We start from the raw sequence: 25319 nt of genomic DNA on the forward strand, positions 1-25319 counted from the left end.
TGCCCACTGAGAATCTGAGGGGGCAACCCCGCATCTCAGTGGGCAAGCAGGAGGGGTTAGGGGTTGCAGCTCACCTTGGCGTCTGCCCAGTCGGCGTGGTCGCTGGTGACGCCGTCGCCGCCGTCGGCGACCTGGAGGGTGAGGGTTTGGCCGCCGGCCACGTTGACCGAGACGTCCGCGGTCGGCGACGTACCGGTGAGCAGGTCGGAGGTGTACTTGGCGACTCCGTCGACCAGGACCTTGAAGCTGACCTTGCCGCGATCCTCCATCTCGTCGTCCACGCCGACCTTGGCGGTGAAGGTGTTGCAGTTGCCGCCGAGTCGCACGCTGACCGACGACGGCGCGTGCGTACCGAGGCCCTTCGCGTACTGCGCACCGTCGAGGGTGATCGGGCCACCGTCACCCGCGCCGTCCTCGCCGTTGCTGTGATCCCGCTCCACCGGTCCCCAGCCGTTCGTGGAGTCGAGGAACTCCAGATCACTGACCCACTGAGAGCCAGTAGGTGCTGGTGGCAACGGTTTGTCGGCGATGGTGGCGGCGAAGAAGCCGAGCCCGCCGCCCGGCAGCTTGATCGCCTTGACCGTCTTGCCCGGATCCAGTGGTACGGCGGTGTAGAAGACCCGGTAGTCGGTCGTGGTGTTGGCGAGCCCGGCCGCGGTGTAACGACCCTTGACCGAGACCGCGAGTTTCGCGCCGCCGGTGGCCGGGTCCTGGCAGCACCAGTTGGGTAGCTGGAACGTGCCCTCGGACTCGGTGCCGTCGGTGTAGATGATCGTGACGGTGCCGCGGGCGTTGAGGCTGGCACCCGCGCCCAGCAAGGCGAGATGCGAACCGGTGCCGGACACCAGGATCGGAGCCGGCTGGTTCTTCACCAGGTTGGGTGTTCCGGGTACGCCGGTCGGCCAGGTGAACTGGGCGTCCTGAACGGTCACGGTCGCTCCGGGCGTGTACCCGGCCGTGGCGAGAGCCTCACCGTTGAAGCTGTTGCCGGATCCGTCGAAGTTGCCCTGTGCATAGGTCGCCGCATCGCTGATGCCGACCACGTTGGCTGCCTGCGACAACGATGCGTACGGCAACTGGGCCGTGGCCGCCGCGCTATTGCTGTAGCTCTTGCCTTGGGCAACATAACTGGCCTTCAGTTCCAGTGTGAAGCTCGCGGGCTTCACGTCGGCACCCGGCGTGACCTGCAGATTGGTCGTGATGGTCTGGCCGGGACGCACAGTCGGGAAAGTGCTCGCGCCGGTGACCGACCAACCGCTGGGGACCTGCACGTTCAGCTGAACGTTCTGCATGGTGGTGCGGCTGTCGTTGCGGAACGTGCCCGTGACCTCAGTGGCCTGGCCGGGTGCATTCCACAGCGACGGGGTGGTGAGTTCGGGCGTGCCGAAGGTGTTCGCGACATCCGGGCCGCCGACAGACGAGGTGCCGGTGAGCAGGACGACTGCGGTGTGTGAGGTGGAGATCGGCGCGGTGCTGATCCGGACGACGCCGTTCTGGTAGGTCCAACTGGTCTTGCGGCCGTCGACGGTGACCTCGCGGGGTGCGGTGCCGGTGTGGACGGTGAGCTCGTACGGGCGGGTGCTCGGCTTGCCGGCGTACGTACCGACGCTGGCGCCGATCTTCACGGTCACGTCACCTCGGGACTGCGTCGGTGCGTCGACCGAGAAGACCTGTGACGCCGACTTGGACGAGCGGGTGACGCGATCGTCCTCGTACAACGTGAACGACGACTTGCCCTGCGGATAGATGTCGACCGTGAGCCGATCGCCGAAGCCCTGCTCGGCCGCGTTGTTGATGCCTTCCTTCCACATCGGCACGACCGCACCGGCCTTCACGAACAGCGGCAGGGTGTCGAGCGCGGCGTGGTAGCCGTTCACCGTGGTTGGGCCCTGGTAGACGCGGCCGGTCCAGTAGTCGACCCACTGGCCCTTGGGCAGGTAGATACCGTTCTTGACCTCATCGGCACCCCACATCGGTGCGACCAGGAACTCCTTGCCGGCCAGGAACTCGTACTTGGTGGTGTCGTCCCAGGTCTTCGGGTCGTCCGGGTACTCGAGGACCAGTGAGCGGTTGAGGGGTGCTCCGGTCCGGTGCGCCTCAGCGGCGTACGTGTAGAAGTACGGGAGCAGGCGCTCGCGCAGCTTCAGGTACTTGCGGTTGATCGAGGTGTACGGATCGCCGTACGCCCACGGCTGCTTGTACGCCGGGGTGGACCAGCCGGACATGGTCATGAAGGCCGGGTTGAACACCTTCCACTGCATGTCCCGGACGTATGACGTCGCCGAGCCGCCGAAGATGCCGTCGACGTCACCCGCGCTGTAGGCGATACCGGAGTTGCCGGAGCCGGTGATGGCCGGGATCTGCCACTTGATCGCGTCCAGTGAGCCACTGTGGTCCCCGGTCCACTGCACCGCACACCGCTGTGCACCAGCCCAGCCCTCCACCATCCAGGCGAAGCCGCGGGCGTTGCTGTACTGCTCGATGCCGTCGTGTGCGGTGTCGCACGCACTCAGCGCGTAGCGATAGCCCGGACCGACCCAGGCGACGTCCAGCTTGCGTACCCGGACCCCTGCGTCGCCGACCTCGGCCGGCTGCCGGTCCAGCGAGGACTGCGTCCACAGACCCATCTGGATGTTGCGCTGCCGCAGCTCGTCACCGGTCTGCTTGAGTGCGGGGATGTCCCGCTTGCCCCACCAGGTGCCGTCGACCTGCTCGGAGTCGGTGTTGGCGGAGTAACCACAGCCGTAGTCGTCGTTGACGAGCATCCAGCCGCCGGGCATGTCCTCGTCCTGGAACTTCTGCGCGACCTTCACGGCGTCCAGCGTGGTCACCTTGTCCGGGTTGACCTTCCAGTCGTTGCTGGGGTCCGGGTCGGTGGCGTAGTGGCCGCGGTTGTAGCAGTCGGAGTCGCCGTACTCGAGTCCGTAGATCGGCGGCATGAACGGACGGCCGGTCAGCTCGGTGTAGCGATCCAGCGAGGTCTTGAGGTCGCCGACGAAGTAGTACGCGTCGAACCGCTTCTCGTCGTGCGTGGTGACCACGGGACTGGTGAAGCTGTAGCTGCCGGGGGTGAACGTGTTGCGGAGTACGCCGTACCCCGCTGTGCTCATGTAGTAGGGCGAGGCGTTCGGGTTGCCGCCGTCTTCCCAGTTGAAGTCGCGGGAGATCTTGATGGTCTCGTCGCGGTGTGAGAAGCGGCCGTTCTGCATGCCGCCGCCGAAGAACTGCTCGTTCGCGCCGCGGCCGAGGGTCTGCGTGGTCGAGGTGTCGGTCCACGACAGTGGCGCGCTCTCGGCCCAGACCAGTTGGCCGTTCGCCCGGTAGAGCGAGAACCGCAGCGGGGACTTCTGCGCGCGGACCTCGACCTTGCCGGTCGTGAGCGAGTAGTAGGAGCCACGGTCCCGCCACGAGGTCTTCGGGATGCCGTAGTCGGTCTTGGTGACGATGTTGGACGCCGGGCCGCCCGGGTCGGTGGGCGGGGTGTTGGCCGGGTCGGTGAAGTTCCCGTCCGGCGCCAGCCAGAGCCGGAAGACATCGTCCTTCAAGAAGACCACGCGCACCTTCGCCGCCCCGGCGCTGAGGGTGTACGTCGCCTTGTCGGCGGAGAACCCGGTCACGTCACCGAGCGTGGTGCCGTCGGCCCGGGCCGGACCGCTGGCAGCCACGAGAGCACCGGCGATCAAGGCTAAGGCGACTACTGAACGTTTCATGCGGACAAAGATGCTCACGACTGCCTCACTTCACGCATCAATGAACAAGATGCGGTCATTGAAGCGCACGGTAGCCGGGTTGTCACCAGGTCGGCCGTCATCAAGTTGAGACGGTGTCTCCATCACGGGGTGAAATGTGGCCATGACGATGAGTCGCATGGCGAATCGTCGTCCCATCAGCATCAGCAGTCACAGAGTCACCAGGCGTCGCATGCTGACGGCCGGGCTGGCGACGGGGCTCGCGCTGACCGTTCCCGGCCTTGCCCAAGCTGTCCCGTACGACCCTGAGAACGACGACCCGGACTTCCACCCGGTGAAGTTCCGGTTGCCGGCGCCGAGTGGACGCAAGGCGCTCGGGACGACCGCCATCCACCTGATCGACCAGTCGAGGCCGGATCCGACCATGCCCAGCGGCCGCCGGGAGCTGATGATCAGCCTCTGGTACCCGGCCTCGGTGGCGGGGTCCGCGCCGGTCGCCAAGTACATGCCGGCCCGGACCGCGGTCGAGGTGGACGATGCCTGGACCGGTGAGTGGGGACTCGCGCTGCCGAGTGGGTCGTTCGACTTCGCGAACACCCTGACGCATGCCCGCGTCGACGTACCGATGCAGCCGATCCGGCATCCCGTCGTCCTGTTCTCGCCCGGCTATCAGTACAGCCGGTTCGTGAACAGCGCACAGGTCGAGGACCTGGCCAGCCGCGGGTACGTCGTGGTGACGATGGACCACACGCACGAGACGCCGGTCGAGTTTCCCGGCGGGAGGTTCCTGCCCGGCGTACCGGCCTCGCAACTGCCCGATCCGGACTTCACCCGGAGGGCCGTCGAGACCCGGACGGCGGACGCGCGGTTCGTCCTGGACCAGCTCGAGCGGATCGCCGGCGGCGCGAATCCCGATGCCGAGGGCAACGATCTTCCGGAGGGGCTGGCCGATGGATTGGACCTGCGCAAGATCGGCATGTTCGGCTTCTCGCTCGGTGGCTACGCGACCGCGAACACGCTGCTCGAGGACGAACGGGTGTCGGCCGGTATAGACCTGGACGGCACACTGCGGGACGACCCGGCGAAGGGGCCGCTCGGCGACGCGGCGCTCAGGGGGCTCGATCAGCCGTTCCTGCTGTTCGGCTCGAGCGACACCCAGCGGAGCGATCCGGACAAGGAGTACTACGACGCGTCGTGGGCCGGCTTCTGGGCCGCCCAGCGCGGCTGGAAGCTGAACCTGGGCCTGGCCGGGAGCAAGCAGAAGGCGTTCACGGACTACCAGTTCATCTTCGACCAACTGTTCCGTGCGATCTACGGCGACGACCCGATCATCACCTCGGTGATGAAGGCCCTCGTCGGCGGTGCGCAACCGGACCGCAGCGTCTGGGCGCAGCGCGAGTACATCGCCGCTTTCTTCGACCAGACCCTGCGCCGCCGGCCCTCGCTGCTGCTGCGCGGAGACTCCCCGAAGTTCCCCGAGATCCGTTTCGCGCGCTGAGACGGCGTACGCTCGTAACGGTCCTCGGAGCCGGCAGTGGCGCCGGTACGACGCGCGGTGAGGATGGGTTGTTCGCCACTTTCTGAAACCCTGAGAGGCGTACTGGGGGCGGGACCGGTTACCGTGCGTTGAAGAAGCGCATGGAAGAAATGCGTTGCCGTCGGCCGTACCCTGTCCTCGGATGGGGTCGGTCTGTGTCCGGGGGAACAGACGCCCGCTCAGGGACGTTGTCGGCAGGACGAGAGCGAAGGAGCGCAGTGGCAGGGGCAGCAGGGACGAAGACAGCGGCAGGCAGCCGCCTGGTGATCGTCGAGTCGCCGAAGAAGGCGCGGATGATCGCCGGCTTCCTGGGGTCCGGGTACGTGGTGGAGTCCAGCTTCGGCCACATCCGCGACCTGCCGAGCGGGGCGGACGAGATCCCGGCGAAGTACAAGGGCCTGCCATGGGCACGGCTCGGCGTCAACGTCGAGGACCACTTCGACCCGCTGTACGTCGTCCCGGCCGACAAGCGGGCGCAGATCCGCAAGCTGAAGGACCTGCTCAAGGGCGCCGACGAACTCTTCCTGGCCACCGATGAGGACCGCGAGGGCGAGGCGATCGCCTGGCACCTGCTGGACGAGCTCAAGCCCAAGGTCCCGGTCAAGCGGATGGTCTTCCACGAGATCACGCCGAAGGCGATCCAGGACGCGGTCGGCAACGCCCGCGACATCAACGAGTCCCTGGTCGACGCCCAGGAGGCGCGCCGGATCCTGGACCGGCTGTACGGCTACGAGGTCTCGCCGGTGCTGTGGAAGAAGGTCATGCCGAAGCTGTCGGCGGGCCGGGTGCAGTCGGTCGCGATCCGGATGGTGGTCGACCGCGAACGTGAGCGGATCGCTTTCCGCAGCGCGTCGTACTGGGACCTGGACGCCACGCTGGACGCCGGCGAGAGCCGGACGCCGCGGCAGTTTCCCTCCCGCCTGGTCTCGGTGGACAGCAAGCGGGTGGCGCAGGGCCGCGACTTCAGCTCGATCGGTGAGCTCAAGGGCGCGAACACGGTCCACCTGAACGAGCAGACGGCAACCGCGCTGGCCGGTGCGCTGCGCGAGTCGCAGTTCACCGTCCGGTCGATCGAGTCCAAGCCGTACACCCGCAAGCCGTACGCGCCGTTCCGGACCACCACGCTGCAGCAGGAGGCCGGCCGCAAGCTCGGCATGTCCGCCTCGCAGACCATGCAGATCGCCCAGCGGCTGTACGAGAACGGAAACATCACCTATATGCGTACCGACAGCGTCACGCTGTCGGACACCGCGATCACCGCGGCCCGGGCCCAGGTCCGCGAGCTGTACGGCGCGTCGTACCTGCCGGACAAGCCGCGGGTCTACACCTCCAAGGTGAAGAACGCGCAGGAGGCGCACGAGGCGATCCGGCCGGCCGGTGAGGTCTTCCAGACTCCGGCGCAGACCGGTCTGTCCGGTGCCGAGTTCCGGCTGTACGAGCTGATCTGGATGCGCACGATCGCGTCCCAGATGAAGGACGCGGCCGGCAACAGCGTATCGATCAAGATCGACGCGACCGCCTCGACCGGTGAGAAGTGCGAGTTCACCTCGTCCGGCCGCGTGATCACCTTCCACGGCTTCCTCAAGGCGTACGTCGAGGGCGCGGACGACCCGTCCACGGGAACGGACGACCAGGAGACCCGGTTGCCGGACGTGGCCGAGGGCGACGTACTGCCCGCGGTCGAGGTGCTGGCCTCGGGACACGAGACCAAGCCGCCGGCGCGCTACACCGAGGCCACGCTGATCCGTGAGATGGAAGAGCGGGAGATCGGCCGGCCGTCGACGTACGCGACGATCCTCGGGACGAACGTGGCCCGCGGGTACATCTACAAGAAGGGCCAGGCGCTGGTGCCGGCCTGGCTGGCGTTCGCGGTGGTGCGGCTGCTGGAGGAGCACTTCACCCGGCTGGTCGACTATCAGTTCACCGCGTCGATGGAAGACGTCCTCGACGAGGTCGCGGCCGGCGACCTGCAGCGCGAGGGGGTGCTGTCCCGGTTCTACTTCGGTGACGCCGACCTCGAGGGCCTGCAGTCGATGGTGAGCGACCTGGGCGACATCGACGCCCGGGAGATGTCGACGTTCCCGGTGGGCGGTGACGACAGCGGCATCGTGCTGCGGGTCGGCCGCTACGGGCCGTACGTCGAGGACAAGGACGAGCGGCGCGCGAACGTGCCGGAGGACCTGCCGCCGGACGAGCTGACCGTCGACAAGGCTCAGGAGTTGCTGGAGCAGCCGTCGGGCGTCGAGCACGACCTCGGTACGGCGCCGGACACCGGTCTCAAGGTGGTCGCGAAGGCCGGGCGGTTCGGGCCGTACGTGACCGAGGTGCTGCCGGAGGACGCGCCGAAGAGCGCAAAGCCGCGGACCGGGTCGCTGCTGAAGTCGATGGCGCTGGACAGCATCGGCCTCGACGACGCGATGAAGCTGCTGTCGCTGCCGCGGGTGGTCGGCAAGGACCCGGCCACGGACGAGGAGATCACCGCGCAGAACGGGCGCTACGGGCCGTACCTGAAGAAGGGCACGGACTCGCGGTCGCTGCAGACCGAGGACCAGATGTTCGACATCACCCTCGAGGAAGCGCTGAAGATCTACTCCGAGCCGAAGCAGCGTGGGCGCCGGGCCGCTGCGCCGCCGCTGAAGGAGCTGGGCGAGGACCCGGAGTCCGGTCAGCCGGTGGTGGTTAAGGAGGGCCGCTTCGGTCCGTACGTCACCGATGGCGAGACGAACGCGACGCTGCGCAAGGACGACTCGGTCGAGACGATCTCGCTGCTGCGCGCCGCCGAGCTGCTCGCCGACAAGCGGGCGCGTGGTCCGGTCAAGAAGACGGCCAAGAAGACGACGAAGAAGACCGCCGCCAAGAAGACGGCGGCCAAGAAGACGGCGGCCAAGAAGACCGCGGCGAAGAAGACCACGACCAAGAAGGCTGCCGCCAAGAAGACTACGGCGGCCAAGAAGACGGCGGCGAAGAAGTCCTGAGAGAGGGTGCGCCGGTGACGAGTCCGGTCGAGGTCAGCGCGCAGCGGTTGCGGGAGCGGGGCGAGCGGGTCACGCCGGCCCGCCTCGCGGTCGTCGAGGTGCTCGCCGGCACCGAGGAGCACCTGAGTGCGGAGCAGATCGGCGAACGGGCCGAGCAGCTGCGCCCGGGGATCCACCGCGCCACCGTCTACCGGGCCCTCGACGCGCTCGGAGAGTTCGGGCTCGTCACGCACGTCCACCTCGGCCGCGCGGGGACGACGTACCACCTGGCGGGCGACCTCGCGCCCCGGCACCTGCACCTGCGCTGCTCCGAGTGCGGACGGGTGTACGACGCACCCGGCGACATCCTCGAGTCGGCCCGGAAGAAGGTCCAGCGCGAGCTCGGCTTCCAGCTCGCCCCGGAGCAGGTCGCCCTGGTCGGCCTCTGCAAGGACTGCGCCAAGAGCACTTGACGCAAGCCCTGGGCGCGTGGTGCGGCCAGGCTTACGCTGGCGCCGGACACGTTTGTCACGGCCCAGGCCATTCCTGTGGTGAACGCTCCGCTTGCCCGGACCTGGGTCGCGCGGAGAGGAGTCACCCGTGCGTTCCTTGCGACGATGTCTGATCCTGGCCGCCGCTCTCGCGCTCAGCGCGATCGGAGTTCAGGCGGCGAATTCCGCACCGGCTGTCGACGCTCTCGTCACAGTCGGCAGCCCCAGCACCACCCACCCACAGAACGCGCAGAACGAGCCCGCGCTCGCGGTCAGTGCCATCCGCCCGAACGTGCTCGCCGTCGGCGCCAACGACCTGGTGGACATGCAGCCGTGCTCGCGGCAAGCGTCCACCGAGCACGCGGCCTGCTCGTTCCCACTCGGCACCTTCAACCTGGGCGTCGGCCTCACCGGCGTCTACTTCTCGTTCGACCGCGGCCACAACTGGATCCAGCCGACGTACTCCGGCCTCACCGCGGCTGACTGCAGTCCGACAGTGGAGCCGTGCACGCCGCACGTAGGCCCGATCCATACCGTGCCGAACTACTTCGAGAACGGACTGCGCTCCCGCAGTGACCCAGGCGTGGCCTTCGGACCCGCGCCCGGACCGAATGGATTCTCCTGGGCCAACGGTGACCGGCTGTACTTCTCCAGCCTGTCCACCAACCTCACCGACACCGTGATGCGCAACACCGGAGCCAGCCAGAACGGGTTCTTCGGGGTGAACGTGTCGAGCATCGACAACCCGACGCCGGCCCGCATCGCGAACCAGGCGAACTGGTCGCGGCCGTACTTCGCCGCCCCGCAGGCGGCGTTCAGCTCCGGCCTCGACAAGGAGCAGATCTGGGCGGACAACGCCGAGAGCAGTCCGTTCTTCGGCAACGTCTACGTCTGCTACTCCGACTTCCACAGCTTCAGTCAGGGCAACGCCTTCCCACTGAAGCCGATGGTGTCCACCTCCCGTGACGGCGGAGTCACCTGGAAGCAGCACCAGGTCGCACCCGCGATCGCCAACGGCAGACAGGGTGCGTACGACGGATGCACTGTGCGGACCGACAGCCACGGTGTCGTCTACGTGTTCTTCACGCACTTCGGCGGGACGAGCCTGGCCGGCTTCCACACCGTGATCAAGTCGCTCGACGGCGGCCAGACCTGGCGGCGGCCGCAGGACGTCGTGGCGATCACCGATCCGTGCTTCCACAACGACCCGGTGACCGGGCGGTGCATCATCGACGGCGTCTCGGGCGCTCGGACCGACCTGGCCGCGATGCCGAGCATCGACATCGCCAACGGCGCGCCGACCGGCGCGGACGCAACCAACGAGATCGTCGACGCGTGGGTCGACGGCCGCGACGGTCCCGACCACGAAAGGGCGTTCTTCGCCTACTCGACCAATGGCGCGGCCTCGTTCAGCACACCGGCGCCGATCTCACCGGCAGGCGACATCGCGGCGTACGCCGCCCCGGCCATCAGCCCGGACGGCAAACGGGTGTACGTGACGTCGCAGTCGTTCACCCAGTCGTTCCAGACGACTACGGCGAATCCGCGGCCGGAGCACGGCGTACTGCAGACTGCCGCGATCGGGGTAGGTGGTGCGCCAGGCGCCTGGACGACCGAGTACACCGGTCCACTCGGTGATGCGCGCGGTTCGTCGCAGGGCAGGATCCTGTACAACGAGTTCCTCGGCGACTATGTCTACAGCATCGCCACCCGTGACTATGGCGCCGGCGTGTGGACGGACGTTCGCCGTTCGGTCCACTGCTCGGCGTTCGACGCCTGGCGTCAGCAGTCCGCGAATGCCGGCCAGGTGGTTCTGCCGGCACCTTGGCCGCTCGGCGACTGCCCGGACGACTTCGGGAACAACGACATCTTCAGCGCCACCACCGGATAGGAGAACGCATGGACAGCCCTGGCCACCTCAGGTCAGGGCTGTCCATATCTGTTGATCGGTGTGGATTCGTGAACAGGTAGGGCTTAGGCTCGATGCCTGTGACCCAAGACCACAGCTATGTCGAGGACTTTGCTCCCGGCGCCAACGTGCTTCCCCCGCGGGCCTGGCTGGACGACGACTCGGCCAAACTGCCGCTGTCCGGTGACTGGAGCTTCCGGCTGTCGCCCAGCGTGGCCGACGCACCGGACGACCTGAAGGACCCGGACACTGCCGGGTGGGACACGATCGCCGTCCCGGGTCACTGGCAGCTCAGTGGGTACGGCGCTCCGGCGTACACGAACGTGGTCTACCCGTTCCCGCTCGAGCCGCCGTACGTGCCGACGGACAACCCGACCGGTGACTACGTCCGGACCGTGACGGTGCCGGCGGACTGGGCCGGCGCGCGCGTGGTGCTGCGGTTCGAGGGCGTCGACTCGCGGTTCGCGGTGCACGTCAACGGCGAGCTGGTCGGCTGGTCGTCCGGTTCGCGGCTGCCGTCGGAGTTCGACCTCACCGAGCTGGTTACCCCGGGCAAGGAAGCGCGGATCGTGGTGCGGGTGCACCAGTGGTCGGCCGGCAGTTACGTCGAAGACCAGGACATGTGGTGGCTGTCCGGGATCTTCCGCGAGGTCAATCTGCTGGCTCTGCGGCCGGCTGCGCCGACCGACGTCTTCGTCAAGGCGGCGTACGACCACCTCGACGGCGCCGGCACGCTGCTTGTGGAGTCCGACGTTCCGGGCACTGTTTCGGTGCCTGAGTTGGGCCTGGAGCTGCCGACCGGCGAGCACACCCGGATCGACAGCGTGGAGCCGTGGAGTGCCGAGGCGCCACGGCTGTACGACGGCGTACTGCGGACCGACGGTGGTGAGGTGCGGCTGCGGATCGGCTTCCGTACGGTCGCGATCGTCGACGGTGTGTTGACCGTCAACTCGAATCGCGTGCTGTTCAACGGAGTCAACCGGCACGAGTTCCACCCCGACCGCGGCCGGGCGCTGACCGAGCAGGACATGCTGGACGACGTACTGCTGATGAAGCGGGCCGGGATCAACGCGGTCCGGACCAGCCACTACCCGCCGCACCCGCACTTCCTGTCGCTGTGCGACGAGTACGGGCTGTACGTGATCGACGAGTGTGACCTGGAGACGCACGGGTTCGGGTACGAGCCGCAGCCGCCGAAGCTGCCGAACCCGGTGATGGACGCGCGGTTCCGCGACGACCTGGTGTCACGGATGGCGCGCACTGTGCACCGGGACAAGAACCACCCGTCGATCATCATCTGGTCGCTCGGCAACGAGTGCGGGATGGGCGAGAACCTCAAGGCCATGTACGACCTCGCGAAGGAGCTCGACCCGTCGCGGCCGGTGCACTACGAGCGCGACACCGAGGCCGAGTTCGTCGACATCTACTCGCGGATGTACACCTCGCCGGAGGGGTGCGCGGAGATCGGCGCGGACACGTCGCTGTACCGGAACCTGCCGTTCATCCTGTGCGAGTACGGCCACGCGATGGGCAACGGCCCGGGTGGGCTGCTCGACTACCGCGAGGTGTTCGAGAAGTACCCGCGCTGCCAGGGCGGGTTCATCTGGGAGTGGATCGACCACGGCCTGCGCACCACGATCGACGGCCGCGAGGTCTACGCGTACGGCGGCGACTTCGGCGAGACGATCCACGACGGGAACTTCGTCTGCGACGGACTGCTGTTCCCCGACCGGACCCCGTCACCCGGCATGCTCGAGTACGTCAAGGTGATCGAGCCGCTGCGCATTGTTGCTGACGGCAACGGTACGGTGTCGATCACGAACCGCTACGAGGTGCTGGACACGAGCCACCTGACGTTCAAGTACGTCGTCGCGGTCGAGGGTGAACAGGTCGACGCGGGTGAGCTGTCGGTTCCGGTAGTCGCTGCCGGTGAGTCCGTCACGGTGGAACTGCCGTCGGTGGACGCGTCGAAGCCCGAGACCTGGGTGACTGTCACCGCCGAGCTCACGTCGTCGACCTCCTGGGCTGAGGCCGGTCACCGGATCGCCTGGGGCCAGATCCGGTTGGATGAGCCGGTTGACGTTCCTGCTGTCGCTGGTGGATCACCTGCTGAGGGTGAAGTGGGCGTTCAGGGGATCAGTGTCGCCGGTGTGCAGAACGCTCGCCTGGACGTTTGGCGGGCGCCGATCGACAACGATGCGATTCCGGGTGTCGCGGATGCTTGGCGGGAGGAGGGACTGCACCGGGTGCAGCACCGGATCGTCTCCGAGGGTGAGCGTGACGGCGCCTGGGAGATCGTCACCCGCACCGCGCCGCCTCAGCTGCAGTGGGGTCTCGTCAGCACCTGGCGCTGGACCGCTGTGGACGGTGGAGTCGTCCTCGACCTGAGCGTCGTACCCGAAGGTCTGTTCCCGGAGGTGCTGCCGCGGCTCGGCATCACCTTCGAGCTGCCGAAGGTGGAGCGCGTCGAGTGGTTCGGCACCGGCCCCAACGAGGCGTACGTCGACACCCGTGAGGCCGCCGCGGTCGGCAAGTACTCGGCCACGGTCGCCGAGCTGCAGACGCCGTACGTCCGCCCGCAGGAGAACGGCCATCGCATCGACACCCGCTGGGCCACCCTCGACAGCCTCCGGGTCGAGGCGATCGGCACCCTCTTCGGCCTGACCGTCCGCGACTGGACCACCCACGACCTGGAATCCGCCAGCCACACCGCGGACCTGGTCCCCGGCGACACCACCTACGTCACGCTGGACATCGCCCAAACCGGCGTAGGCACAGCCGCCTGCGGCCCAGCCCTCCCCGACCGCGACAAACTCAAGACCGCCCAGGCGCAGCTCGCCCTCCGCTTCACCACGGCGTAGCACCCGGACCGCCAGGCCATCACAACGACACGCATCCGACCACCTCCCGCCCGCGGGAGCAGTCGGCTCCGCGATTGTGATGGCCTGGCGATCCGCGGGTGATCGGTGCGACCGGCTAGTCGAGGTGGAGGACTGCCTTGCCGCGGACCAGCAACAACCTAACGACCGGGTTGGTGAGTGCGGCAGGTCCGCCCCAGATCACAGTCGGTCTTCGCGGAGGTCCGCGACGATGTCGGTGCCGTCAGAGTCCGTGGCGGTGGCGGTGGCGCTGGGTGGCAGGTGCGGCGGGCTGGGGTCGGTAGCCGGGATCAGCCGACCCCGGCGGACCAGGTCCGTGATGTGGCTGGACTGCGACCAGCTGTGCATGGGCACAGCGTAGTGCGGCCTCTCGATCAGATGGCGATGGCCGGGCGGGGGTGTACTCGGTCGGTTGGTGGGTTGTAGGAGTGCCAGGCGGTGGTCAGGCGGGTGACGGCTTCGGTGAGGTCTTCGGGTCGGGCGCGGAAGTGTAGGCGTACGTAGCTGTCGCTGGCGCCGGTGACGTCCAGGCCGGCGCCGGGGAGGATGGCCAGGCCGTGGCGGAGGGCTGATTGGGCGAAGGAGTTGCCGTCGCCGTGCGGGAGGCGGACCCAGAGGCATTGGCCGCCGGTGATCTCGGGAACTTCCCAGGTCGGCAAGTGCTGGGTGAGGAGCGCGCGGAGGTGGTCGTGGCGGGCCTTCAGTTCTTCCGCCAGGCCGAGTTCGTCGAGCTGGGAGACCAGGTGGGCGGCGGCTAGCTGGGCGGGGACGTTGCCGCCGAGGTCGTGCACGGCGCGCAGGCGGGCCAGGCGGTTCACCAGAGGAGCAGGCGCGCGGACCCAGCCGATGCGAAGCCCGCCCCAGATGCTCTTGCTGAGGGATCCGACCGTGATGACCGCGTCGCTGTAGGCGGCCAGTGGCGCCGGCCGCGGCTCACCCGGGAAGCCCAAATCCGCCGGAACCTCGTCCTCGATCAGCGGTACGTCCGCAGCCGCGGCACCCCGAGCGAGACGCTCACGAGCCAACCTCGGCAGCAGCGAGCCAGTCGGGTTCTGGTACGTCGGGATCACATAAGCGACCGCCGGACGCAGTTCCCGCGTAGCCGCCTCGAAGCCCTCCAGCCCGACCGGCAGGCCGCGCAACACCGCACCCTCCTCCCGGAACGCCTCCAAAGCGCCCGGGTACGTCGGTGCCTCGACGAGCACCCGGTCTCCGGGCGACGCCAGCGCATGGGCCAGCAACGACAGGGCTTGCTGACCGCCATTCGTCACCAGTACGTGTTCCGGCGTCGTCGGGACGCCCAGCCCGGTATAGCGAGCGGCAATCGCCTCACGCAGTACCGGATGGCCGTAGGGGTAGTAGCCGATGTCGCCCGAGATCCGGCTGAGCTCCGGCACGATCCGCGCGTACGCCTCGGCGACCTGTGGCGGCGGATCGCCGGGAGCGGCGCAGATGGCGAGCAGTACGTCGTCATCGCGGGACTCCAGCGAGTCGAGAAAGATCGGGTCGACCGGAGCGTCCTCGGTCGCCGCCGAGGTCGGCGTACCCGCCACTCGCGTCCCACTGCCCTGGTGGCGGGTGATGCGGCCCTCTGCCCGCAGCAGGTCGTACGCCGCGACCACTGTGGTCCGGCCGACCGCCAGTGCGCCGGCCAGCGCGCGGTCAGCCGGCAGCAGTGCGCCCGGTGGCAGCTCTCCGTCGTCGATCAGCCGCCGCAGCCGGGTCGCGAGCAGCACGTACAGCGGGCCGCGGCCGGACGACCAGCGACCCAACCGCTCAACCATCTCGATTGGCCTCATTCGCAAACCAATTCTGCCGGATTGGCTCTGGGGTCGCCGGCCCCGGTCCCGAACCATGGCCATATGGCCACCTTTCCTCGCAACGACATCGTGTCCCTGACCGACGAACATCCCCGCCACGACCTGGGCGAGAGCTACGGGCCGGATCTGCGGCTGGCGGACCTGCTGACTCCGGAGCTCGGCGACCTCGAGCTCGGCTACGGCACCGCGGCGGGCGACCTCCGGCTGCGGACTGCGATCGCCGACCGGCATGGCGTCCGTCCGGATCAGGTCGTTGTCACGGTCGGTGGGATGCATGCGATCTTCCTGCTGGCGTACCTGCTCGCGGATCACGGCGGCCAGGTCGTCACGACCGCACCGCTGTTCCCGTTGACCCGCAACGCGTACGAATCGGTCGCCGCCGACGTCCGCGTGGTGCCGCTGACCTTCGATGACGGTTACCGCCTCACCGCCGAGGCCGTCCGTGCGCACCTCACGCCGGACACGAAGCTCGTGAGCCTGACGACGCCACAGAACCCGTCCGGAGTCGCCGTACCGCGGCAGACCCTGGAAGAGATCGTCGCCGCCATGACCGAGATCTGCCCGGACGCGTATCTGATGGTCGACGAGACCTACCGGACCGCGACGTACGGCGATGAGCCGGTCGCCGAGACAGCCGTGGGGCTGGGCCCGAAGGTGGTGACCGTGGCGTCGCTGTCGAAGTGTCACGGCGCGGCCGCGCTGCGGATCGGCTGGGTCGTCAGCACCGACGCGGACCTGGTCGACCGGCTCGTGACGGCGAAGTTCAACACGGTCGTCTCCGCCTCGCCGGTCACCGAGGCCCTCGCCCTGCGCGTCTTCGAGCGTGAGGACGAGATTCTCGCCGTACGACGTCCCTTGCTCGAGGAAGGACTGGCCATCACCGAGGAGTGGGTGCGGGCCAACGGCGATGCGGTCGAGTGGATCCGGCCGGATGCGGGGGCCTTGTGCGTGGTCAGGCTCAAGCCGCACCTCGATCTGGAGCGCTTCCGCCGGGCGGCGGCGGACCTGGGCGTGCGGCTGGCCGACGGGGACTGGTTCGGCGACGAGCCCCGGGTGTTCCGGCTCGGGTTCGGATTCCCGCCGCCGGTCGAGCTGAAGGCCGCGCTGGATGCGCTGCGTCAGGCTGTCGATGCTGCCCACTAGGCTTTGGGTGTGCCGGAGGTATATGACCCGCTGACCGATCCTGCACCGGCGCACGATGTGCGCGCGGTGTTGCGGATCCGGGCGTTCCGGCGGCTGTGGATCGCGTTCGGGCTGTCCAGTCTTGGCGACTGGATCGGTCTGTTGGCCCTGACCGCGATGGCGAAGTCGTTCGCGGGTGACGACTACCAGGCGGCGAACTTCGCGATCGGCGGCGTGCTCTTCTTGCGCGTGCTGCCCGCGCTGGTGATGGGCCCGGTGGCCGGCTGGATCGCGGACCGGCTGGACCGGCGCTGGACGATGATCCTCGGCGACCTGATCCGGGCCGCGTTCTTCGTCAGCATCCCGCTCGTCGGCACGCTGACCTGGGTGCTGGTGGCCACAGTGCTGATCGAGATCGTCAGCCTGATCTGGGGTCCGGCCAAGGATGCGAGCGTGCCCAACCTGGTGCCCCGGCACCGGCTGGAGGCGGCGAACCAGCTCAGCCTGATCACGACGTACGGGACGGCGCTGCCGGCCGCGGTCATCTTCACCGCGATCACCCTGGTTTCCCGCTGGGCCGGCGACTTCGCCATCGACCTGGCGGTGTACGTGAACGCCGCGACCTTCGTCATCTCGGCCTTCGCGATCGTGTCGGTCGCCGAGATCGGCCGCGCCATCCACGAGCACGAGGATCACCCGACCCTGTGGCGGACCATGGTCGAGGGCTGGTCCTACGTCACCGGTACGCCGGTGGTCCGCGGTCTCGTGGTCGGGATCTCCGGAGCGTTCGCGGCCGGCGCGGTCGTGATCGGCCTCGGCCGCACGTATGTCGAGGGTCTCGGGGCCGGCGATCCCGGGTACGGCGTGCTGTTCGGCGCCGTCTTCGGCGGTCTCGCGCTCGGCATGGGCTTCGCGCCGCGGCTCTTCTCCGGCCTTTCCCGGCGCCGGCTGTTCGCCGCCGGACTCGTCGGTTCCGGCATCTGCCTGGCCGGGCTGGCGCTGATCCAGCAGATCGAGATCGCCACGATGATCGCGATCCTGCTCGGATTCTGCGCCGGCGCCTCCTGGGTGTCCGGTTACACGCTGCTCGGCCTCGAGGTCCCGGACGCGGTCCGCGGGCGGACGTTCGCCTTCGTCCAGTCCGCCGTACGCACGGTCCTTGCGGTCACGCTGGCGATCGCGCCGTTCGCCGCGGGCGCGATCGGCCGGCACACGTACACGGTCGGCGGCAGGTCGGTCACATACAACGGCGCCTCGATGACGATGCTGATCGCCGCGATCCTGGCCGGCGTGATCGGCCTGGTCGCCTGGCGGCAGATGGACGATCGACCGGGAGTCCCGTTCTGGCGCGACGTACGCCGTAGTTTCGGCAAGACTCCAGGTGTGTACCCGACCACGGGACTGTTCATCGCTCTCGAAGGTGGCGAGGGGGCCGGCAAGTCGACCCAGTCCGCGCTGCTGGTGCAGTGGCTGAAGGAGCAGGGGCAGCAGGTTCTGCTGACCCGCGAGCCCGGCGCGACCGACCTCGGCAAGACGCTGCGGCAGATCGTTCTCGACCCGGCCACCGGTGACATCTCGCACCGCGCCGAGGCGCTGATCTACGCCGCCGACAAGGCCGAGCACGTGGACTCGGTGATCAAACCCGCGCTCAAAGCCGGTGCGGTCGTCATCACCGACCGGTACGTCGACTCCGCGCTGGCGTACCAGGGCTCCGGGCGGGACCTGGACCTGACCGACGTGGAGCGGGTGAACCGCTGGGCGACCGACGATCTCCGGCCGAACCTCACCATCCTGCTCGACCTACCCCCGAAACACGGCCTCGGCCGGTTCGCCGAACGGGACCGCATCGAGGCGCAGTCCCACGACTTCCACGAGCGGGTCCGCAACGCCTTCCTCGAGCTCGCTGCCGCCGAACCCCAGCACTACCTGGTCCTGGACGCCTCCCAAGACCGCGACGACATCGCCAAACAGATCCGCGCCCGACTCCAACCCATTCTCCCGAAGGTGACCTAAATGAGTGTCTGGGACGACTTGGTAGGGCAGGAGCCGGCGGTCGCCGTACTGAAGAGGGCTGTGGCTGGGGCCGAGGCGGGGATGCGGGGCGAGACCGGTGCCGCCGTGGCCGGGATGACGCATGCGTGGTTGATCACCGGGCCGCCTGGATCGGGCCGGTCGAATGCCGGCCGGGCGTTCGCGGCTGCTCTGCAGTGCCACAACCAAAGCTGCGGCGAGTGCAACGAGTGCCGTACGGCGCTCAGCGGTGCGCACCCGGATGTGTCGTTGATCCGGACCGAACTGCTCTCGATCCGGGTCAGCGAGGTCCGCGAGCTGGTCCGCCGGGCCGCGATGAGCCCGACCCAGGGCCGGTGGCAGGTGATGGTGGTCGAGGACGCGGATCGATTGACCGAGCAGGCCGCCGACGCGCTGCTGAAGAGCATCGAGGAGCCCGCGCCCCGGACGGTCTGGGTGCTCTGCGCGCCGACGGTGGAGGACGTCGTACCGACGATCCGGTCGCGGTGCCGGCTGCTGGTGCTGCGGACTCCGCCGGCAGCGGCGGTCGCGGAGATGCTGACCAGCAAGCTGGGCATGGATTCGGAGCTGGCGGGGTTCGCGGCGCGGGCGGCGCAGGGGCACATCGGCCGGGCCCGGGCGCTGGCACGGGACGAGGAGGTGCGCGACCGGCGGAACAAGGTCCTGGAGGTTCCGTTCGCGTTGCGTGATCTCGGGGCCTGCCTGAAGGCCGCGCAGCAGCTGGTCGATGCGGCCAAGGTGGAGGCCAAGGCCAGCGCCGAGAAGGTCGATGAGAAGGAGCGGGCCGCGCTCGAGCAGGCGCTCGGCGTCGGGACCAAGGGCGCCAAGCCGCGCGAGGCGAACGCCGCGCTGAAGGAGCTCGAGGACCAGCAGAAGGCGCGCGCCAAGCGCTGGGAACGGGACGTGCTCGACCGGTCACTCGTCGATCTGATGGCGCTCTACCGGGACGTGCTGGTCGTGCAGACCACCGCCGGCACCGAGCTGATCAACGCCGAACTGCGCCGCGACATCGAGCAGTTCGGTGGCCGAACCACGCCTGAACAAACGATTCGCAGGATCGACGCGATCGCCGCCTGCCGGGAGGCCATCGAGGCCAACGTCGCACCGCTGCTCGCCCTCGAGGCGATGACCGTTTCGCTGTTCGAGGGACGGAACGACGGCCCGCATGTCCCGCGCCGTGTTCTGCGATAAACGCTGCGTTACGCGCTGAGACAGGCGTCCGATTACTGGGCGGCGGATGTAACACCGAGACCGGCCGGTCCGATGACTTGGTGTCCGGGCAAAACAGAACGCTCGGCCCATTTGCCGAACGGACCCGCATGAGCCAGCCGCCCCCACCGATCCAGCCTGCGCGGCCCTCGCTGCCGCCGGCTGAGTCTTGGCTGGACGGCGTACCGACTCCGGCGCAGCAGCGGCAGGACCGGTATGCCCTTGCCGCGTTCGTGACCAGCTTGCCCGGGCTGGTGCCGATCGCAGTGGTGCTGGCCGGGATCGCGTTACGCCGGATCAAGCGGACCGGTGGCCGCGGCAAGCGGCTGGCGTACGGCGCTCTGGTGGTCAGCCTGTGCTGGGTGATCGCGATCGGCGTGGCCGTCGCCCTCGGCCTCGACGTCGAGCGCCGGGCGGGAATCGGCCGGACCGTGTCGATCTCGCAGGTCGAGGTCGGGCGGTGCTTCGACGCGGACCTGGAGGCCGAGGCCCTGCGGGTGGTGCGGATCGCGGACTGCGCGGTCGCGCACACCGGGGAGGCGTACGCGACGGTCCGCGCGAACCTCGCCGGGCTCTCCGCGGAGCAGACCGGGACGGTCGCGACGCAGCAGTGCGCGACCGCGTTCAGCGCGTTCGTCGGCAAGCCGTACGAACGGTCCGAGCTGGACATGTACTACGTCGTCCTGGAAGATCGTGCTGTTGCTGACGGCAACGTCCTGTGCCTGCTGGGCATGCCGGGAATGCGGCTGAGCGGTAGCATGCGCGGATCGCAGCGGTAGTACCGCGGGGGGAATGTGACTCAGCCACCATCCGAACCGGACCCGAACCGGCCACAAGACACACCCAGGTCCTTCCCGACCTATGGCCGCCCGAACCAGCCGCAGGACCCGCAGTCCGGAACCCAGTGGGCGGCACCAGGTCAACCACAATCACCACCGCAGCCGCAGCCAGCGCAGTCGCCGTACGGACAACCGCCGTACGGACAACCGCCGCAGGGCGGACAGCCGCAGTACGGGCAGTCGCAGTACGGGCAGTCGCAGGGCGGGCAAGCGGCATACGGGCAACCGCAGGGTGCGCAGCCCCAGTACGGACGACCCCAGGACGGGCAGCCGTTGTATGGGCAGCCGGCTAACGGGTCGGGGTATGGGCCGGCGCAGTATCCGGCGGCGTACGGGCAACCGCCGGCGGCCTATGGCTACGGGTATGGGTATGCGGGGCAGACGGGTGGTACGAACGGGCTGGCGACCGCGGCCCTGGCGACCGGGATCGGTGGCATCTTCGTCGGATTCGCCGCACCGGTGGCGATCGGCCTCGGGATCGCCGCGCTGGTGCAGCTCAAGAAGCGCCCGGAAGCCGGTCGAGGCATGGCGATCGCCGGCTTGGTGATCGGCTCGCTGACAACACTCGGATACCTCATACTCTTCGGCGTCCTGATCGCCATCGGCAGCACCGTCGACGACGACTACGGCGCCTCCGGCTCAGGCTCGGGCCCGGTGACGTACGTCGACGAGCTCGCCGTCGGCGAGTGTTTCGACGACGGCGACGAGGAGGACGAGGCAATCCGCCGCCCCTGCGCGCAAGCCCACGACGGCGAGATCATCTCGAACATCACCCTCCCCGACGGTCCGTACCCAGGCGACAAGGGCGTCGTCAAAGCCGCGAAGTCCGGCTGCGCAACAGATTTCGCCTCCTACATCGGCAACACCGTCGACAAATCCGAGCTGGACCTCGGCTGGTGGACCCCCGACGAAGACCTCTGGAACGACGAAGACCGCCTAGTAGTCTGCGCCGCCTACGGCCCACCCGGCGAAGACCTCACAGGAACCGTCAAAGGCACCAAACGCTAGATGTACTGAGGTCCGCCCCCCGCCCGCGTTCGACTACTGGCCAATCGCCCGTACTCGGTTCCTCTCCGCTCCGTAGCGGCTGACCAGGGTGGTGGCTCGGTTGTGTAGGGAGGTGCGCAGCGACTGTGGGGCAAGGGCTTCCGTGTCGGTGTTGAGCTGCCACAGGGCCCATTCGGCGTGGCGTGAATCTTGGAAGGTCCCTTCCAGCCGCAGCCAGCCGTCTGCTTCGGGTTCTTCTGCGCGGACGGCGATCGCCGTGTCCATCAGGTTTCCGGTCCCGTACGGTGACCAGGCCGATCGGGTCCACCGTGCGCCACTGTGCTGTCTGGCCTGTGGCCGCGTAGTGGATGCGCAGCTTGTGTCCGGCGAGCACCGCGCGCCCGACGAGGAATCGCTGGGCCGCGTCATTCACGGTGGTCCGGTGGCTCTCGGGGGCCGGCGGTAGCCGAGTATGGATGCGCCGGCGCTGAGCTGGAGGGTGGGTGGGAAGCGCGCGTAGCGGGCGCGACGAGGAGCGGAGGGACGAGGAGTGGCTGCGTAGTACGCGGGGGACGTCCTCAGGCCAGTACGCTGGCGGCGTGGGCATGGTGATGGCTGTGTCGTTCGAGCGGTATGGGCGGCTCTACTACCTGGACCCCGGCTCGCATCGTCCGCGGGTCGGGGACAAGGTGCTGGTCCCGACCGAGGACGGGCCGGAGGTGGCTGAGTGCGTGTGGGCGCCGCAGTACGTCACCGAGGAGATCGGTGGGCTGCCGCTGTGTGAAGGGATCGCCACCACAGCGGACCTGAACCGCGACGAGCAGAACCGGCAGCGCCGGGCCGACGCGCGGGTGATCGCCAAGCGGACGATCCGGCAGCACGGATTGCCGATGAAGGTGGTCGGGATCGACTTCGTCGACCGGCGGCCGGACGTCGACCAGCTCGTCATCGTGTACTTCTCCGCCCCGCACCGGGTGGATTTCCGCGAACTCGTGCGGGATCTGGCCCGTGGGCTACGGGCGCGGATCGAGCTGCGCCAGGTGGGGGCGAGGGACGAGGCCCGATTGCAGGGCGGGATCGGGCCGTGCGGGCGGGATCTGTGTTGCGCGACGTTCCTGAAGGACTTCGAGCCGGTCAGCGTGCGGATGGCGAAGGACCAGGACCTGCCGCTGAACCCGCTGAAGATCTCCGGCGCGTGCGGGCGGCTGATGTGCTGCCTGAAGTACGAGCACCCGCTCTACCAGGAGTTCAACGCGAAGGCGCCGGCGACCGGGACGCAGGTGGAGACCCCCGCGGGTGATGGAGTGGTGGTCGGGCACAACGTCCCGAGCGACACCGTGGTGGTCAGGCTGGCGGCATCCGGCCGGCGCTGCGCGTGCAGCCGGGCGGACGTGTGCTCGCCGCGGCAACAGTACGAAGCGTCCAGTACGACGACCCCCGACGCCCCACTGCCCGAGGACCTGGTGGACGTCGTCGTACCGGACGAGCCCGAGACCACAGCACCAGAGACCGCAGCACCAGAGACCGCAAGGCCCGAGACCGCAGAGCCCGTGGCCACGGAGCCCGAGACCCACCCCGCCGCGGCCGAGACGCCCGAGGAACGGCGTCGCCGCAAGCCGCGCCGGCGCCGCCGCCTGCACCACGACGACGAGGGAGAAAGCTCGCAGTGAGATTCCGCAGGACGACCGTACTGGTGGCAGCCCTGGCGGTGTTCGCGAGCGGGTGTGGAGTGGCGAGCCGTGCGCAGGACGCGGACGGCGGCGGTCCGACGAGTGGGCCGGCCGGCAACCCGACGAAGGGACCGGCGGGGCCTGTTCCGGCCGGGCTGGAGAAGTTCTACCAGCAGCAGCCGGACTGGGAGCGCTGCGGTAACAACCAGCAGTGCGCGACCATCACCGTGCCGCTGGACTACAGCAACCCGACCGGTCAGACCATCGAGTTGCGGGCGCGGAAGGTGCTGGCGCGGGACCGGGCCGGGAAGATCGGCACGCTGTTCATCAACCCGGGCGGGCCCGGCGCCTCCGGGCAGGAGTTCGCCGCCGCGGCCGGGTTCGTGCTCGGCTCGTCGCTGCTGCGCAAGTTCGACGTGATCGGCTGGGATCCGCGCGGGGTCGGGGACTCCACGCCGGTGCGCTGCCTGGACACCGCGCAGCTGGACAAGTACATCGCCACCGACGGCAGCCCGGACAACGCCGCCGAGATCGCCGACCTGGACAACCAGACGAAGCTCTTCGCGGCCGGGTGCGAGCAGCGCTCCGCCCAGTTGCTGCCGCACGTCTCGACCAAGGACGCCGCCCGCGACATCGACGTACTCCGCGGCATCGTGGGCGACCCGCAGCTGTACTACCTCGGCTTCTCCTACGGCACCTACCTCGGCGCGACGTACGCCGAACTGTTCCCGAAGAACGTCGGCCGGCTGGTGCTGGACGGCGCGGTGGATCCCTCGAAGACCTCCGAGCAGAACAACATCGCCCAGGCGAAGGGCTTCGACGTCGCGCTGGACGCGTTCGCCGAGGACTGCGCGCGGCGGTCCTGCCGGCTGGGCAGCAGCAAGGAAGAGGTACTCGCGAAGGTCGACAAGCTGATCAACGACAGCGACGCGACCCCGCTGCCCGGCGACGGGAAACGGGAGGTGACGCAGGCGCTGGTCGTGCTGGGAATCATCTCCACGCTGTACCGGCAGGACTTCTGGCCGCGCCTCGAGGACGCGGTCCTGGACGGACTGGCCGGGAACGGCGCCCGCCTGCTCGCGCTCGCCGACGAGTACACCGACCGCGGTCCGAGCGGGTACGGCGACAACTCGAACGAGGCGATCGTCGCGGTGAACTGCGTGGACCGGCCGGACATCACGTCGGTCGCGCAGGCGCAGGCCGAGGAGCCGGCGTACAAGGCGGCCTCACCGCGGTTCGGGTCGTTCCTGCTCTGGAGCTCATTGTCCTGCGCGAACTGGCCGGTCAAGCCGGAGGGTAAGCCGCACCCGATCAAGGCGGCCGGTGCGAAGCCGATCGTGGTCGTCGGCACCACCCGCGACCCCGCGACGCCCTACGAATGGGCCGTCGGGCTCGCGCACCAGCTGGAGAGCGGCGTACTGATCACCCGCGACGGCGACGGTCACACCGGCTACAAGTCCGGCAACGCCTGCGTCGACAGCGCCGTCGAGACCTACCTGCTGGAGGGCACGGCCCCGACCGCCGACATCAAGTGTTAGTCAGTTCGGCCGGTCGTCGTTGTCCGCGTCGGACAGGCGGAGGGTGTCGGTGGCGTGCTGGAGGATGGCGCGCAGGCCGGCCTCGTCCTGCGGGCGGCCGCCGACGGTGATCTCGACCGCGGAGGTCTGCCCACCGTCGGTGGATACCCACCGCGACAGGCCCATCCGCGGCCCGCGCGTCTGGTCGACGTACGTGTAGATCAGCGTGCCGTTGTCGCGGCTGATCACCTTGAGGTCTCGCTCGTCGATGCTGCGGAGCCGGTTGTCGACCAGCTTGTCCGGGGACTGCTTGCTGCCGCGGGTGTCGAACCGGATCTGCCAGACCCCGGTCGGGTCCAGGAAGCGCGGCCGGGTGCCGTCGTCGGAGCTCTTCCACCCGGTCGGGACTTCGGCCGTCACCGGTGCGCTCGTGCTGCCGAAGGACCGCAGGGAGTACTGCACGGAGCCGGCCTGGAGCCCATCGGTCCGGGACGGCGTACTGGGCGCGGGCTGGCTGTTCACGATCCCGGCCGGGGTGTCGTCGCCCGCCAGTGGATTGCCGTTGACGGCGAGCACCGCCCCGAACACGGCGACGCCGACGGTCATTCCCGCCAGCGTCATCACCAGCGCCTGGTGCCTGGGCGTGAGCATCCCCGACCTCGCTT

17 protein-coding genes and 1 pseudogene are annotated in these 25319 nt (G+C 68.8%); 12 read left to right on the top strand and 6 right to left on the bottom strand.

The features are described from left to right. Positions 1 to 56: 56 nt before the first annotated feature. Positions 57 to 3710 (bottom strand): NPCBM/NEW2 domain-containing protein, encoded by a 3654-nt coding sequence (locus tag ACZ3HV_RS29945; protein WP_465688973.1) that lies wholly within the window; start codon positions 3708 to 3710, stop codon positions 57 to 59. A gap of 157 nt (positions 3711 to 3867) precedes the next feature. Here ACZ3HV_RS29945 and ACZ3HV_RS29950 point away from each other — a divergent pair, with 157 nt between their 5' ends. From ACZ3HV_RS29950 to ACZ3HV_RS29970, 5 genes are all read left to right on the top strand, one after another. Next, on the top strand, positions 3868 to 5187 hold the full coding sequence (locus ACZ3HV_RS29950) for an alpha/beta hydrolase family protein (RefSeq protein WP_465688975.1): 1320 nt from the start codon (positions 3868 to 3870) through the stop codon (positions 5185 to 5187). A 257-nt stretch (positions 5188 to 5444) separates the two neighbouring features. Next, complete coding sequence (topA, locus tag ACZ3HV_RS29955) at positions 5445 to 8201, top strand: type I DNA topoisomerase (RefSeq protein ID WP_465688977.1); 2757 nt, start codon at positions 5445 to 5447, stop codon at positions 8199 to 8201. Between the two features lie 14 nt (positions 8202 to 8215). Further along, positions 8216 to 8653, top strand: a complete 438-nt coding sequence (locus ACZ3HV_RS29960; RefSeq protein WP_465688979.1) for a Fur family transcriptional regulator — start codon at positions 8216 to 8218, stop codon at positions 8651 to 8653. A gap of 127 nt (positions 8654 to 8780) precedes the next feature. Then, positions 8781 to 10562 carry a sialidase family protein gene (locus ACZ3HV_RS29965; RefSeq protein ID WP_465688981.1) on the top strand — a complete coding sequence of 594 codons (1782 nt, stop codon included), beginning with the start codon at positions 8781 to 8783 and terminating at the stop codon, positions 10560 to 10562. Between the two features lie 98 nt (positions 10563 to 10660). After that, a complete protein-coding gene (locus ACZ3HV_RS29970; protein WP_465688983.1) occupies positions 10661 to 13441 on the top strand; it encodes a glycoside hydrolase family 2 TIM barrel-domain containing protein in 2781 nt (926 codons plus the stop codon). A gap of 198 nt (positions 13442 to 13639) precedes the next feature. Here ACZ3HV_RS29970 and ACZ3HV_RS29975 read toward each other — a convergent pair whose 3' ends face one another. Both ACZ3HV_RS29975 and ACZ3HV_RS29980 read right to left on the bottom strand, forming a co-directional pair. Continuing rightward, on the bottom strand, positions 13640 to 13807 hold the full coding sequence (locus ACZ3HV_RS29975; protein WP_465688985.1) for a hypothetical protein: 168 nt from the start codon (positions 13805 to 13807) through the stop codon (positions 13640 to 13642). 26 nt (positions 13808 to 13833) lie between these two features. Then, positions 13834 to 15243, bottom strand: a complete 1410-nt coding sequence (locus ACZ3HV_RS29980) for an aminotransferase-like domain-containing protein (protein ID WP_465688987.1) — start codon at positions 15241 to 15243, stop codon at positions 13834 to 13836. 78 nt (positions 15244 to 15321) lie between these two features. Between ACZ3HV_RS29980 and ACZ3HV_RS29985 the strand changes: the two genes are divergently transcribed. From ACZ3HV_RS29985 to ACZ3HV_RS30005, 5 genes are all read left to right on the top strand, one after another. Beyond that, the gene (locus ACZ3HV_RS29985; protein WP_465688989.1) at positions 15322 to 16422 is read left to right on the top strand and encodes a pyridoxal phosphate-dependent aminotransferase; all 1101 of its coding nucleotides are present in this window, start codon (positions 15322 to 15324) and stop codon (positions 16420 to 16422) included. 9 nt (positions 16423 to 16431) lie between these two features. Further along, on the top strand, positions 16432 to 18414 hold the full coding sequence (gene tmk / locus ACZ3HV_RS29990) for a dTMP kinase (RefSeq protein WP_465688991.1): 1983 nt from the start codon (positions 16432 to 16434) through the stop codon (positions 18412 to 18414). Beyond that, complete coding sequence (locus ACZ3HV_RS29995) at positions 18415 to 19623, top strand: DNA polymerase III subunit delta' (RefSeq protein WP_465688993.1); 1209 nt, start codon at positions 18415 to 18417, stop codon at positions 19621 to 19623. 128 nt (positions 19624 to 19751) lie between these two features. Beyond that, complete coding sequence (locus tag ACZ3HV_RS30000) at positions 19752 to 20420, top strand: DUF4190 domain-containing protein (RefSeq protein WP_465688995.1); 669 nt, start codon at positions 19752 to 19754, stop codon at positions 20418 to 20420. A gap of 333 nt (positions 20421 to 20753) precedes the next feature. Further along, positions 20754 to 21488, top strand: coding sequence for a DUF4190 domain-containing protein (locus tag ACZ3HV_RS30005; protein ID WP_465688997.1), 735 nt, complete (start codon positions 20754 to 20756; stop codon positions 21486 to 21488). 33 nt (positions 21489 to 21521) lie between these two features. Here ACZ3HV_RS30005 and ACZ3HV_RS30010 read toward each other — a convergent pair whose 3' ends face one another. Next, positions 21522 to 21752 (bottom strand): WCX domain-containing protein, encoded by a 231-nt coding sequence (locus ACZ3HV_RS30010; protein ID WP_465688999.1) that lies wholly within the window; start codon positions 21750 to 21752, stop codon positions 21522 to 21524. Positions 21753 to 21810: 58 nt separating this feature from the next. Then, a pseudogene (locus ACZ3HV_RS30015) lies at positions 21811 to 22074 on the bottom strand (hypothetical protein); the annotation flags it as partial. On the opposite strand from ACZ3HV_RS30015, the gene ACZ3HV_RS30020 reads away from it, so the two are divergent. Both ACZ3HV_RS30020 and ACZ3HV_RS30025 read left to right on the top strand, forming a co-directional pair. Beyond that, a complete protein-coding gene (locus ACZ3HV_RS30020) occupies positions 22073 to 23137 on the top strand; it encodes a PSP1 domain-containing protein (protein WP_465689287.1) in 1065 nt (354 codons plus the stop codon). The pseudogene ACZ3HV_RS30015 and the gene ACZ3HV_RS30020 overlap by 2 nt on opposite strands. Next, the gene (locus ACZ3HV_RS30025) at positions 23134 to 24675 is read left to right on the top strand and encodes an alpha/beta hydrolase (RefSeq protein ID WP_465689001.1); all 1542 of its coding nucleotides are present in this window, start codon (positions 23134 to 23136) and stop codon (positions 24673 to 24675) included. Before ACZ3HV_RS30020 ends, ACZ3HV_RS30025 begins: the two co-directional genes overlap by 4 nt. Here ACZ3HV_RS30025 and ACZ3HV_RS30030 read toward each other — a convergent pair whose 3' ends face one another. After that, the gene (locus ACZ3HV_RS30030; RefSeq protein ID WP_465689003.1) at positions 24676 to 25305 is read right to left on the bottom strand and encodes a hypothetical protein; all 630 of its coding nucleotides are present in this window, start codon (positions 25303 to 25305) and stop codon (positions 24676 to 24678) included. Positions 25306 to 25319: the final 14 nt, after the last annotated feature.

The sequence above is a fragment of the Kribbella sp. NPDC020701 genome, assembly GCF_055562215.1.